This is a genomic window from Neolewinella persica DSM 23188, assembly GCF_000373105.1.
In the GTDB taxonomy this organism is placed as follows: Bacteria; Bacteroidota; Bacteroidia; order Chitinophagales; family Saprospiraceae; genus Neolewinella; species Neolewinella persica.
This window is the reverse complement of record NZ_KB890432.1, coordinates 54,665-67,566: the sequence shown is the minus strand read 5'-3', so window position 1 is coordinate 67,566 and position 12,902 is coordinate 54,665. Positions and strand designations below refer to the sequence as shown.

The following is a 12,902-nucleotide window of genomic DNA, read 5'->3' as shown; positions in this document are numbered from 1 at the left end:
AGTCTTGTAGGTGGCCCGTCTACAAGACTACCAGACCACAAGACTACCGTTTGGGCGCGCAAAGATAATGTTTTGGTGGGAGCAATTGGTTGCTGTGGGCTGGAGGAATTCGTCGGTGTTTTTAACCTCGCTGATACAGTGATTTTGGTGGCGGGGCCGCAGGTGCAAAGTTGCCCGGACTTCAGGCCGTGAAGGTTTAAAGCCTTTAGGCGGTATCCGGGCCTGAAGGCCTCAGAACAGGACGGCCTGAAGGCCGGGTAACCCAATATTGCACCTGCGGCCCCGCCCAAAAACGATCCGTAAATAAACCCGGTAAGCCCTTTATTCCGTCTCTTCAATAAGCTCCAACCCAACCGTATTCTCATGCCGCTTTTCCTCTACCCGAGTCCCGTAAGGATCAATACTTAGGTAAAAAGGTCTTTCCGTTACCCTCAACTCAAATGGTGCTCCGGGGGAGTAGTAGCCCCAATGCAGGATTTGGGAGGTATCCCTGACTTCACCCGGGGGTACCGTAAATACCCCAAGCGGTAGTGGTTCACAGGAGATTTCTTCAGCATCGTTACTCCTTTTATGAGCTTTGAACCGACCTTGAATAAGGAAGCCATCCTCCTCTTTGCGCAAGGCGACGGTCTCCAGTGCGATATCGTAAATAATGATTCGTTCCAGCCATTGTTCCAGCAGCTTTTCCTCCTCTGGGTTGGCCATTTCTTTAAGGCCGTTGATCAAATCCAGAGAGGTTACCGTAAATTCGGTTTGCCCTTTCTCTTTCCCGATCAACTCACGCAGCAAGGCGTTTATCCGCTGTTCACCCAAGAGGTCCCTGGTAGCCATGAGCGCCGGGTAGCTCTTTCCATAAAGGAGATGGGGCGCATCTCCGAGGAGTAAAGGTTGTTCCGGGGCAGGGTCATAAGCCCGTTCACGGAAGTACCTGCGTTGGGCCTGATCCGATAGGTTCCAGAGGCTGCCTTTGCCGTAATATTTGTCCATGACAACGCCCTCTGTGTACTTGGCCAGGCCTTCGATGAGCAGGCCACTGCCTGGAGACGGTTTTGACATCAGGGCGTGGCCCCACCATTGGTGGCCAACCTCATGAATGGCGCGCTTTGCCACCAGGTTGAAGGCCGTAGTGTTTCGCTGATCCACCAAATAATATCGATTGGAAACCATACTGATCAAGCCCGGCATGGCCATGCCGCCAAAGCGGTAGTGGCCGGGGATTTCGGCAATGCGTAAGTAATCATATGGATAAGGCCCGAACTGCTCCTGGCCATAATCAAGTGCTCGTTTTACGGCTAGAACGGAAGCGTCGATGTTCATATCATGCTCGGCGTGGAAGTAGTGCTCAATGGTAATGCCCTGGTAAATTTCGCGGCGAACTTCATAGTCAGCCGAGAAAAAAGCCAGAAAGGGCACTACTTTTTCTTGCGCCTTGAAGTGGGCAAAATAGCGGCCGTTTTCGGTCCATTCTTTTTGCAGCGTTCCTGGGGCAAGCGCTGTCTGCGTTGCGCTGGTGGAGATCAGGCATTCGAAGTTTACCCGGCCCAAACCAGTTTCTGTCGGAAGCGCAAAGTGGTCGGAAGAAATGAGTTCTTCTCCACGTGGAGGCAGGCCCCGTCGTTCTCTTTCTCGATCGTTTCTTATTTCCCGCGATGGGCGATAACCCATGGAGGGTTCGAAGCGTGCCGGAAGGATGTACGTTCCGTTGTTGGCGATGTCAAGTCGGGGGTTAAAGGCGGTGCTCTCAACTTCCAGTGAGTAATTTAAGGTCGTGCTATCTCCGGGTTGGAGCGGGGTGTCAAATTGATAGAGATAAGTCAGGTGTTTATTGTCGTGGCTTAGCAAATGGCCTCCGCTGAGTCGTACCTCCTGTAAGGCTAAGCGGGCAGAAAGGAAGACTTTATCGACGGGGGAATTTCCTTTGTTCTTCAGAATATGCCTGGCAGTAACGGAGTACTGCCGCTCTTCGGGGAACAGGTCTATCGTGTAGTTCAGGTCAACGGGGTAGAGTTTCTGAAGTTGATCGTATTGCTTAAAGCGTCGCTCGTATTCTTCTGACAAGTCGGTACTTCGACTGGCGTTGATGTAGGGCTCCACCATGTTTACCTGATAGAAAATGGCGAAGATGCAGCCTGCGGTTCCGATAAGGGCAAGTGCAGAAAGCAGGCGTTCGAAGCGGGAGGAGCCAGGGCGGGGCCGAATCAGGCGAGAGGCCAGGTTCTCGTCAGTTCCACGTTTCCAGGCCCGAAAACCGATCAGGGAAAAGAAGCCTCCCAGGAAAACGACCAGGGCTACACGTAAATGGTAGGCTCCCAGTTCCACGCCAAATCCGCTCATATCATTAAATTGAACCTGGGTCAGGTCGCCCGGCCGCCATAAGGGATGTTCCAATCCTAATCGAACGCTAAGAGGTGTTGCCAGAACAAGGCAAAGGACGAGGCTTAGCAACATGCCTAAGTACTTATTTGTCGCAAGGCTTTGCAGCATGATGGTAAGCGTGGCAAAGAAAAGCAGCCGACCGGCGAGCAGGTAAAAGACAAGGAGGTAAGAAATTGGCGAGATGGAAACGCCACCGTATCCTAATTGATAACCAAGACAGACCAACAAACCGGAACTTAGCAGGACCAGTGGTAAAATGGTCAAGGCGGCCAGCTTCGCCAGGTAGATTGCAGCGTTAGAGACGGGCATGGCATCCATGATGTCACTAATACGCAGGGTGCGCTCCCGCCACACCAACTCGCCGCCATAAAAGACAATGAGGATAAGTGAAAAATAAGGGAGTACACCGGCGAACTGTTCGATTAGTGCGGCGAGGTAAGGATATAAGACCTCTCCGTAATCCCCACGGATACGCAGGTGGCTGTGTACCTCTGAAATGACGATGAATAACCAGGTGGCAAAAATGCCCAAAAATGCGAGATGGCCAAAGACGAAGCGTAGCTCCCGGCTGAGATTACGGAGGAAGGCCCGCCATTCATGGTATACGCCAAAGGTCTTGGTTACGATGGGGAATGGTGTAGGGAGATCGCTCGGCGGCCGGGACGCGACGATAGGAGCTGGCTCGTCCGCCGGGTGATCGGGTCGTAAATTACCGGATAACCTCCTCTGGTCGGACGAATCAGGTCGTACCTCCCGCCTCGGCCGAAGAGCGAAGGCTTTGCTCGGCTGGCCCTGGCGATTCTTCCCCCTACCAACCTCCGGTCGCAAAGAAAAACGGAAGTACCCAAAGAGTAGCACGGCTATGGAGATACCAAACCATAAGACCCTGTTCCAGGCTAAATAACCCGTAAACGCCAGTTGTCGAAAACTGTGTTCCGTTGGTGTCCAATACTGCGTCTGTTCAAAAAAGGCAGCCAGCCCAAAGGGGGAGGCGATGGCGGCAATTGCCATGTTTTCCGGGCTGGTGGGCACCCCTTGTGCCAGGAGCGGAGAATTGAGAAAAATAGCGCCCAGCCAGTAACCCGCATAAATCAGTACCGCCGTGGCGTAGGCGGCGAAGGTGTTGCGGAACAACAGGCTAACCACGAAGATCAGAGAGGAGCAAATCAGGATATTGGGTAATACCAGCCAGCACCATGGCTTTAGGTAATTGCCCCAGGTCCAGGGGCCGTAGCGTTCGGGGGCTACATCGGCAAAGCACTGTCCCAAAATCAAACCGATCACCAGGGGCCCAAAAGCCAGCGCGCTGGTGCCGAGTACCCCGATGTAACGGACCCAATAAAACTGCCATTTTTTGAGGCCGGAACTGAAAAGTATCTCTTCAAACTTATACTGTTGGTCGCGGTGCAGGCCATTTCCGGTAGCAAACATTACAATGAACACGGTAGACAGACTGAAAAGTCCCAGTATGAAAGACATTTGGTAGCTCCCGTTAAACACGATGTTCACGCCCACCTGGTCCTGGCGTCCGACCAGGAGGCCAAGGCTCAAAAACAAAAGCATGAACAGCCAGACGTAACGTTGACGTAGTTGGTAGCCGAATTCAAAACGGAGGAGGTCGTATAGCATAGCGCCGAAGCTAATCGTAGGCGTAAGGCGAGAAAAATAAGGATGACATCCCAACTGGTTTTTGCCTTACAATACCTGGTTTTCAGCAGGAAGCCGGTTTATACTGAAAATAAAGGCGTTCGTGAAAGTTCCGTCATGGTTCGGCGATAAAATTTTTACGGCCCCGCTTCTGGCCTAATTTTGTAGTATGAAAGTGTTTTTGCTCCGGTACCGTGCCTATATTATTGGCCTCCTGTTGGTCGCACTGGCCACGGTGATATTCAGTTGGCTAGGGTATATTCTGATTAACCCGAGTGCGTACGGAGAGAATATCTTGATCTTCTCTTTTTGGTGGTTGATGTTTTCCCTGCCCATTCATCATTGGCAGGAACTGAAGCAATATCGAAAATTCTTCCTACAGGTTTTGATCCTGATCGTTTTTTGCTGGCTGACGGTATTTGCCGATGGGAAGATGCAGATCCCCGATAACCCCATTACCTTCCTGTCTTTGACGGCGTTGAGCCTGGGGGCTTTTGCCATACTGGCTCCCTCCTTTTTTCGACGATATGGTAAGGGCATCGTAGCCTTTTACACGCTTCTCTTCTGTTACTTCCTTGGGGCCCGGCTGTTCATTGGCGATTTTTCGGCGTACACGGTACATAAGGATTTCATCTTGCCGCTGTTTTTCTTGCCCATACCGTTTGTCGTAGTTACCCTCATCTATGATCAGTGGAAATGGTTGCAGGATCTCAAGCGAGAGAAGGCCTCGGCGGAGCTGGCGATGCTCAAATCTCAGATTAATCCCCATTTCTTCTTCAATACCCTCAATAACCTGCATGCCCTGACGGTAAGGGGTGCTAAAGAGGCACCAGATTTAATCCTAAGGCTAGGGGATATGATGCGGTACACGATATATGAAGGGAAGAAAGATAAAGTCTCCCTTAGCGAGGAAGTTGATTACCTGAATGCTTACCTGGAGCTTAATCGAATTCGTTATCGCCAGACGGTTACGCTGGACTTTTACCACCAGATTGAGCGAGGAGCAACCGTAGCGCCTTTGCTCTTCATCATATTACTGGAAAATGCTTTTAAGCACGGCGTAGAGAAAAAAATGAACGGTGCTTACGTCAATATAGTGCTTGCCTCTACCGGGGACCGAATCGATTTTACGGTAGAGAATAATTTTGACGTAGAAGAAACCAGTACACACCCGGGCATCGGCCTGGAAAACTTACGCCGACGCCTGGAGTTGACCTACCCAGACCAGTACCAGCTGGATTTACGGATACAGAACGACACCTATTTTGCCTCCCTAAGTATAACGCCCCATGATTGATTACCTGATTGTTGACGACGAACCACTGGCCCACGACTTACTGGAAGATTACTGTTCCTTACTCCCGCACCTGCGGTTGAAGAAGCACTGTTACAACGCGATGGAGGCCATTGACTTTTTTAGCAAGGATACTGTCGACCTGATGTTTTTGGACCTGAATATGCCCAAACTTACCGGTTTTGACTTTCTGAAAACCTTGCGCCAACCACCCCAGGTAATCGTAACCACCGCATACAGCGAGCACGCCCTTCAGGGCTTTGAGCTCGATGTGGTGGACTATCTCCTCAAGCCGTTTGGCTTCGACCGGTTAGTCCAGGCAGTAAATAAAGCTACTATCCGTACTGCACCAAATGCTACCGGAAGTGGTGAAACAGTTGAACAGCGTTTCTTCATCAAGGGAGACAAGACCTACCATCAGGTGAATACTGCCGACATACGTTACATAGAAGCTTTTGGTAACTACACCAAAATGTTTTTTGCGGACGACTTTTTGCTTTGCCACGAGAGCATTTCAGCCTACGCCGACATTTTGCCTAAAGACCAATTCATGCGGGTACACAAGTCCTTTGTGGTTGCCGTTGCTAAGATTGACCGCATCCAGGGTAACGTACTGGTATTGGGGGAAAGCAAGGTGCCTGTTGGGCAGACGTACCGGCGGGAGGTTTCTGCGCTTTATCAGTAAAGTTAGCGCTTTGGAACTACTGCATGGTGGGCTTTATAACGAAAACGCGGGGGTGAACGGCCTTGTTTTCGTTAGGCCCAAATGCTCCTTGCTCCATATCCTCTCCCTGCACCAGCGTCCGCGCCAAAAAAACACTACCTACTCCTTCCGCTTCAGTCCAATCTCCTCCGTCTCCCCCGCAGCCACCCTGACCCGATGCCCACCCCAGCTAAAATCGATCGGCAGGGTTTCTGCCCTGACCGTTCCGCTTAATTTATCGCCATCCAGGCGTAGCACGAAACCGACCCCTGCATCCTTTCCTTGCACCGGACAATAGCCCTGCATGTACTTCAGGTGGCCGAATGCCGGAGCCATACGGATACCGTCACTATGATGTTCCGTATCAATGCCAGCCAGCAACCGATAAGCAAAAAGTGCCGGCGAAGCCCCCCATGGATGGGCCTCAGAACGGGTAGGCTTGCGGACGTCTTCAAAACGTTCCACCAGGGTGGTCGCCCCCTGATCACGAAGAATGAGCCAGGGTTGCAGGACCTCCCGGAACAGGTCGGCCCGATCCAGTTTTTCCAGCGCGGTAAAAAGGTAGTAGCGATAGTAATAGGTCGCCTGGCCAAGGTCTTCGTCGCGCAGCAAAGCTTCGAGGGCTTGCTCTTGTTCCTTTTCCGGAATGACATTGAGCAAAATACCCAAAATGCTGCTGTGCTGGTCGTAGTAGCTTTGATCTGGCCGCTCTGCCAGGAGTTTACGCCCCGAATTATAACAGCGTTTTCTGAGCGTGGCAATCATGCCCCGTTGTTGTTCTTTCCAATCTTTTGCCTGATTGCCTTTGGCATTTAATGCCTCAAAAAGAGAGGCCGCACTGCCCAGGGCATGTGCATAATGCAGGCTGACGGGCGTGGAGGCGTCGGCATCGGAACCAGGAGCAATTCCCATCTGCTCCGCCCCGACGTACCAGTCGATAAACGGCCAATAGGGGATGCCCTCCAGATAACCCGACGTTCGGTTGTAGTGGGCGTCAAAATAACTCAGCGTATGGGTAATGCCCGGTAGGAATTGACGCACAAACGCTGTGTCTCCTGACCGCTGAAAGTAATCGTAAACCATATCTACCCAAACCAGGGAATAGGTCGAATGATAGAATTGGTAGCGGTTGGGGTAGGCAGATTTAAGTACGCCATTTTCGTTTCGGCCACGGTGGAAATCCATCAGGGCGTTGCGGGTGTGCCGCCGATCTCCGGTGTAGAGTTCCCATACCGGCGCCTGAATTTTGGTGTCGCCGATGTACTGCATCGTTTCGTAGTAAGCATCGCTGAGGTAATAGTCCTGGGTGCAGATTTCGACCGTCCGGACGCTCATGTCCACAATGTCGTCCAGCGCCTGGTCGTCACTCTCCCAGCTGGCCGTCAGCGGGATGCTGCTGGTGACGCGGTCGAAAGTGGGCGCGCGGAGTTGAAGAGGCTCCTCCTTTACGGTTACCTGGATTTCGAGGTAACGCAGGGTGCGGTACCAACTGGGGATATAGCTGCGGTTTTTACCTCCATCTGCGACGACGGTATCGAAGTAACCTTTGACAATTTTACCCTCCACTTCGTCGCGGTGCGGCTTTGTTTTATCGGGGTTGAAGAGGTTCTCTGCCCAGGTATAGGTGATGGTGGCATCTTTACCACCACTCCAGCGGAGGGTAGGAAAGCCGAAGGTGACCTCGCCCATATCCAATAGAAAACGGTAGGCGCCGTTAGCCGGAAGTTCTACGTTCTGCCGACCGAGGTGCCAGCCCTTGGGCAGACCAACACCTTTTGAGGAATGCCGCAGCGCCTTGAATGCCTGGGGGGTACGTTTTTGCGGCGGCGTGGTGCGTGGTTCCAGCATCCACAGGAAGGCACCGCCGTTTTTCCGGAGTTGCCCCCACTCTACGAAAGAGGGATAAGACCACGTGCCAGCGGGGAAACCATCTTGTTGCCAGTTCCACTGATGGTCAGTTGCTAAAAGGCTATCGGTCGGGTTGTTGGCATAAAGACCGCCGATGATGTCCCGATCGTCGTAACGCCAACGAATTTGTTTACCCCGGACGCCGGGATCGAGGGCGCACTGGTAGTTTTTTCTATTGCGTTGGGTGGTCAGGAATCCGGACGGCCCATAGCCCTGTACTAGTAGGGCGGTCCGTTCACTCTCCATCCCAAAGAGGCGGTAGTGGCCCCAGTTGAAAACTTCTATCCCGATGATGTTTTCGCCTGTTTTGAGATGGGGGAGTAAGTCGTGATGATCGTACCGCCAGTGTTGAATATCTCCTAATTGAGGCCCCCAGGTGACCCATTTTCCGTTGACGTGGAGGCGGAAGTGGGCGTCCGCCGTAATGTCTATGGGGAAACTATCTGGCAGGGTCTCCAGGTTGAAGGTGGAGCGGAAGAGGACCACGGCTTGCTCGCTGCCTTTCAGGGTGGGGTGGGTTACCCAGTTGGCGTTGAATTGGGTTTTAGCTAAAGACGGAACTAAACATAAGCAAAGGAAAATGAGGTAGCGGATCATGAAGTAAGATGAAAGGTTGAAAAAGGAATTTACTTAGGCTTTACGTTTTCCAGTTTTCCACGCTCCCCACGCATAAGCAGCCAAAGTGCCCCAGCAAATCAATAGTCCGAAAAATTCCCGTGTCAACTCCACGTGTGGAGACTCGGCTTTCATGGAACCGGTGATGGTGGGCATGCCGTCGCTGATCCATTGGGCAAATTCGGGCACGTAGGTCGTCCACCAGCCAAATAGCACCAGCATTGGTAATAAAGGTACAATGGGGCGTAAGCCACCAAAAAATGTACGAAGAGCAATGAAAACCACTACTCCGTAGGCCGCTACCCACTTATTCCAGTCAGGGTCGTTTAATTGCCAATAGGCACAAAGAGCGAAGAGGGCGGCGACGGCCAGGTGGAGGTATTTCATGGCGATGACTTGATTGGACGCAAATATAATCGCCAGCATCGGCCTGATGATGGTTGACCGGAAATTCGCCACAGCACAACAGGGTACTAACCGGCCACTAAAGTGGATGATTAGCCGGACAGGAAAGGCACACGAGCTGGTGTATTAGAAATCATGTCCGGAGAGGTTGGCGGTTACGAGGGGAAAAGCCCTGTCGGGCATGGCCCGCTTATCTTTTCTCCTTACTGCCAGCCGGTTGTACCTTCTGGTCTTTTTTCTTTCCCCGCCCCGGGAAGGCGTAGCCGATCGTGAGGGTCGGCGCGTACAAATTAAACGTTCGCTCTCCGCGCGATACAAAGTTACCCGCACCCTCCGGTGCCTGCCGGACATCAAAAAATGGGAACTCGCCGGTTTCATCATACTCCGCTGCGTACTCCGGGGCAAGAATAAACTCTGATCGTTTGAAAATCCGATTGAAAAAACCGGTTCCCGAAATCCCCAAGAAGATACCGCTGCGGAAACGGCAGCCCAACGTTAGGTTGTGGTAGAAACTGCCACCCACCGCATCGTATATGATCGGTGATTCGTAGTTCTCCTTTTTAGCGTTCAACTCCAAACCAATGGCAGTTTTGACGAAGAGCCCCTTGTTCGTGTAACGATAGGTTATGCCCACACCACGCCCATATTCGGGGTTATAGTAACTGGCGCTGGAGTACGCCCAGCGATATTCCAACCCGATGGCCTTACGCGGGTTGATCCGGTAGCCCGCCCCCAATGACCAGTGTGCAAAGATGGCTCCATAATCATCGATTATCAACAAAGTACCAACGTCCGCATCAATAAAGAAGGGCGCGGCGGAGACGGGGCGTTTCTGGACGTTTTGTGCTTGCAACAGGCAAGAACAGCAGATAAATAAGAGGCAGAAAGAAATAAATTTATCCATTAATTATACGTTTTGCCAGGGAAGCTTTAGGCAGAGGAGGTTTTTTTAATGCCCGGGCGCTGTGGTGGAATGCAGGTAAGACCAACTTAAGCAGAACAAAGTTAAGCTACACTGCATGTACCCTGGATTTTAACCGCCGGTGAATTACTTTTACGCTATGACCATCGACCAAATAAATATTACTCCCAACGGGCCCAGTCTCTCCCGGATTGTAGCCGGCGTGATGACCTGGGGAGAGTGGGGGGCTGATTATGCCCCGAACCAGATGTCTGACATGATCCGGCATTGCTTGGATATCGGCATTACCACCTTCGATCATGCGGACATCTACGGCCATTACTCCACAGAATCCACCTTTGGCGAAGCGTTGACCGGGCTCGGCACCAGCGTCCGCGCCCAAATGCAACTGGTGACCAAATGCGGTATCCGCCTGGAAACCCACCGCCGACCGGACAATATGATTAAAAGCTACGACCTGAGCAGGAAGTACATCATCAATAGTGCTGAGCGGAGTCTGCAAAACCTTCGGACGGATTACCTCGATTTGTTCCTCATTCATCGTCCCAGCCCCCTGATGGATCCTTCCGAAGTGGCCGAAGCCTTCAGCCGCCTTGAACAAGATGGAAAGGTCAGAGCTTTTGGCGTTAGTAACTTCTCCCCGAGCCAGTTCAACCTCCTGGCAGGCTGCACCAAACTGGTGACCAATCAAGTCGAGTGTCATCCATTACATCCAAAATGTTTTTACGACGGTACTTTTGATGAGTTGATTACCGCGAAGATCCGCCCCATGATCTGGAGCCCGCTTGGCGGAAGCAAATATTTCAAAAGCGAAGGTACCGGCGTGCTTCGCCTCCGCGATGTTGTCAAAACCCTCGCCCGGAAATATGGAAACGTCAGTGAAGATGTCATTCTCCTGGCCTGGTTGCTCAAACACCCAGTAGGTGCCATTCCCGTAGTGGGAACCACCAAAACCAGCCGCCTGGACAATACCCGCCTGGCCCTCGCTCTGGACATGGAGACGCAGGACTGGTTCGCGATTCTGGAGGCAGCTACGGGGCACGAGGTTGCCTGATTGGTATTTTGGACTATTGGCGGGACTTTTTTTCAAAAACAAGTATAGAAATTAGGAACCCAACGCTATGACGCTTTTCTTGACCATTGACCATTGACCATTGACCATTGACCATTGACCATTGACCATTGACCATTGACCATTGACCATGCCATTAATAATCCCAGTTCGCGGCCACACCCCCACCTACGGAGAAAATTGCTTCATCGCCGAGAACGCAACGCTCATCGGAGAATTGACCATGGGCAATGACTGTTCGGTCTGGTTTACCGCTGTTGTTCGGGCCGACGTCAATGCCATCACTATCGGCGACCGCGTCAACATTCAGGATGGTGCCTGTATCCACTGTACTTACGAGCGGGCAGCTACCATCATTGGCAACGACGTCAGTATCGGCCACCGGGCCATCGTGCACGGTTGCACCATCCATGATTCGGTACTAATCGGCATGGGAGCGATCGTGATGGATGATGCGGTGGTAGAATCGAATGTCATCATTGGAGCCGGAGCGGTGGTGCCCGCCGGGATGCGCTGTGAGGCTAATTCCGTTTACGCCGGTATTCCCGCTAAAAAAATCAAAGACCTGGATCCCGCCCAACGGGCGGATACGATTGAGCGGATTGCGGCGGCTTATTTGAAGTATGCTTCCTGGTTCAAGTAGGCACTTTTAGCAAGTCCCTTTTTTGTGGTGATTTGTGTTCGAGATAGGATTTTTTCTAAGGCGCTACTAATTGGTCTATGTTTTTCCAGCTGAGTACCCGGCGGGAGTCTGAGCGCCACTCATCTTCCCCACCATAGATGACGGTAGCTTCCCCAATCGGGATATCGGCCACTTTGCGAAACCAGTCTAGCTGTTTAAAGAAGTCCATCCTGAAAGTAGCACTACTCTTTATCTCCACCGGGTCGATTGATATCCCCCTGTTCAAAAGTAGGTCTACTTCATGCTGGCTTCGGTCTCTCCAAAAGTAAAAAGGTGGTCTACGGCCGGCGTTATAAAAACCTTTTGCTAATTCATTGAAAACAAAATTTTCGAAGATTGCCCCCTTTTGATAATACGTGTTTAATTCTTCTGCGGAATTAATGCCCAGGAGCGAACATGCCAACCCTGTATCCCGAAAATAAAGTTTAGGCGATTTTATCAAGCGCTTTTTAAAATTTTTGAAGTATGGCGAAACCTGATAAAGTACGTAAGAGGTCTCTAGTACGGACAACCAGGACTTTACCGTGTCCCGACTCACATCAGCAGCTTCCGCCAAGGTGCTGTAATTTATGGTTTGCCCAATATATCCGGCGCAAATTGCGAGGAAGCGCGAAAAGGACCTAAGGTTACCTATATTCTTAACTTCCCGGACATCACGCTGAACATAAGTCTCTGCATAAGCCAAGTAGAATTCTGTTGGGTCTATATCCCGATCATATATTCTCGGGTATCCCCCACGCCACATCTGGTTTAACGCGGTAGTGTTAGGGTAATCTTTTCTAATCTCGGCATAAGACAGTGGTTGAAGGTAGAAAATAGTGGTTCGACCTGCTAAGGTCTGGCTCACACTTTCCATCATGAGCATGTTGTGAGAACCGCTCAGTACAAAGCATGCTTCTTTGTCATCGTCTACGATCCCCTGAATATAGGAGAGCAATATAGGTAACCGTTGTACTTCATCCAGTACTAAGCGATGACCGTATAGTTGAAAAAAACCTCTCGGATCATCTTCGATTTGCTCTCGGGTGTCAGGATTCTCAACAGAAAAATATGGCAAGTCTGAAAAAAGGGTTTTAATCAATGTGGTCTTACCACTTTGCCTCGGCCCCGTAATCGTAATGACAGGGTATTTACCTATCTGAGATTTGATGGCTTGTTCAATATGTCGGGTTATCATATTGCAATATACGCCGAACTAGTCAATTTGCTATAAATTCATGCGGATTGACTAGTCCGATAGTCAATCCGCATAAATTTAGGTACTCAGATTTTAAAAAA

Annotated in this window: 9 protein-coding genes; 4 read left to right on the top strand and 5 right to left on the bottom strand. The window is 51.2% G+C overall.

Annotated features, from left to right (window positions below):
• Positions 1-321: 321 nt before the first annotated feature.
• On the bottom strand, positions 322-4,005 hold the full coding sequence (locus B036_RS0113240; RefSeq protein ID WP_020569203.1) for an ABC transporter permease/M1 family aminopeptidase: 3,684 nt from the start codon (positions 4,003-4,005) through the stop codon (positions 322-324).
• Between the two features lie 187 nt (positions 4,006-4,192).
• Between B036_RS0113240 and B036_RS0113230 the strand changes: the two genes are divergently transcribed.
• Together B036_RS0113230 and B036_RS0113225 are read left to right on the top strand one after the other, a co-directional pair.
• Entirely contained in the window at positions 4,193-5,320 is a 1,128-nt protein-coding gene (locus B036_RS0113230) for a sensor histidine kinase (protein WP_020569202.1), read from the top strand.
• On the top strand, positions 5,313-6,002 hold the full coding sequence (locus tag B036_RS0113225) for a LytR/AlgR family response regulator transcription factor (protein WP_020569201.1): 690 nt from the start codon (positions 5,313-5,315) through the stop codon (positions 6,000-6,002). The genes B036_RS0113230 and B036_RS0113225 overlap by 8 nt, the downstream gene beginning before the upstream one ends.
• A gap of 138 nt (positions 6,003-6,140) precedes the next feature.
• Here the strand turns inward: B036_RS0113225 and B036_RS0113220 are convergent, their stop codons facing one another.
• The 3 genes from B036_RS0113220 to B036_RS0113210 all read right to left on the bottom strand — a co-directional run bounded on the left by B036_RS0113220 (position 6,141) and on the right by B036_RS0113210 (position 9,852).
• Entirely contained in the window at positions 6,141-8,525 is a 2,385-nt protein-coding gene (locus B036_RS0113220; RefSeq protein WP_020569200.1) for an alpha-L-rhamnosidase-related protein, read from the bottom strand.
• Positions 8,526-8,558: 33 nt separating this feature from the next.
• On the bottom strand, positions 8,559-8,930 hold the full coding sequence (locus tag B036_RS0113215) for a transmembrane 220 family protein (protein ID WP_026231953.1): 372 nt from the start codon (positions 8,928-8,930) through the stop codon (positions 8,559-8,561).
• 208 nt (positions 8,931-9,138) lie between these two features.
• A complete protein-coding gene (locus tag B036_RS0113210) occupies positions 9,139-9,852 on the bottom strand; it encodes a hypothetical protein (protein WP_020569198.1) in 714 nt (237 codons plus the stop codon).
• 157 nt (positions 9,853-10,009) lie between these two features.
• On the opposite strand from B036_RS0113210, the gene B036_RS0113205 reads away from it, so the two are divergent.
• Positions 10,010-10,924 (top strand): aldo/keto reductase, encoded by a 915-nt coding sequence (locus tag B036_RS0113205; protein ID WP_020569197.1) that lies wholly within the window; start codon positions 10,010-10,012, stop codon positions 10,922-10,924.
• A gap of 148 nt (positions 10,925-11,072) precedes the next feature.
• Positions 11,073-11,585, top strand: a complete 513-nt coding sequence (locus tag B036_RS0113200) for a gamma carbonic anhydrase family protein (RefSeq protein WP_020569196.1) — start codon at positions 11,073-11,075, stop codon at positions 11,583-11,585.
• A gap of 55 nt (positions 11,586-11,640) precedes the next feature.
• Here the strand turns inward: B036_RS0113200 and B036_RS0113195 are convergent, their stop codons facing one another.
• Positions 11,641-12,801 (bottom strand): ATP-binding protein, encoded by a 1,161-nt coding sequence (locus B036_RS0113195; RefSeq protein WP_020569195.1) that lies wholly within the window; start codon positions 12,799-12,801, stop codon positions 11,641-11,643.
• Between the last annotated feature and the right edge of the window lie 101 nt (positions 12,802-12,902).

Bases quoted from the DNA above. Each gene is read 5' to 3' on its own strand.
- B036_RS0113240 (WP_020569203.1), bottom strand. From the start codon at position 4,005: ATGCTATACGACCTCCTCCGTTTTGAATTCGGCTACCAACTACGTCAA.
- B036_RS0113195 (WP_020569195.1), bottom strand. From the start codon at position 12,801: ATGATAACCCGACATATTGAACAAGCCATCAAATCTCAGATAGGTAAA.
- B036_RS0113215 (WP_026231953.1), bottom strand. From the start codon at position 8,930: ATGAAATACCTCCACCTGGCCGTCGCCGCCCTCTTCGCTCTTTGTGCC.
- B036_RS0113225 (WP_020569201.1), top strand. From the start codon at position 5,313: ATGATTGATTACCTGATTGTTGACGACGAACCACTGGCCCACGACTTA.
- B036_RS0113205 (WP_020569197.1), top strand. From the start codon at position 10,010: ATGACCATCGACCAAATAAATATTACTCCCAACGGGCCCAGTCTCTCC.
- B036_RS0113230 (WP_020569202.1), top strand. From the start codon at position 4,193: ATGAAAGTGTTTTTGCTCCGGTACCGTGCCTATATTATTGGCCTCCTG.
- B036_RS0113220 (WP_020569200.1), bottom strand. From the start codon at position 8,525: ATGATCCGCTACCTCATTTTCCTTTGCTTATGTTTAGTTCCGTCTTTA.
- B036_RS0113200 (WP_020569196.1), top strand. From the start codon at position 11,073: ATGCCATTAATAATCCCAGTTCGCGGCCACACCCCCACCTACGGAGAA.
- B036_RS0113210 (WP_020569198.1), bottom strand. From the start codon at position 9,852: ATGGATAAATTTATTTCTTTCTGCCTCTTATTTATCTGCTGTTCTTGC.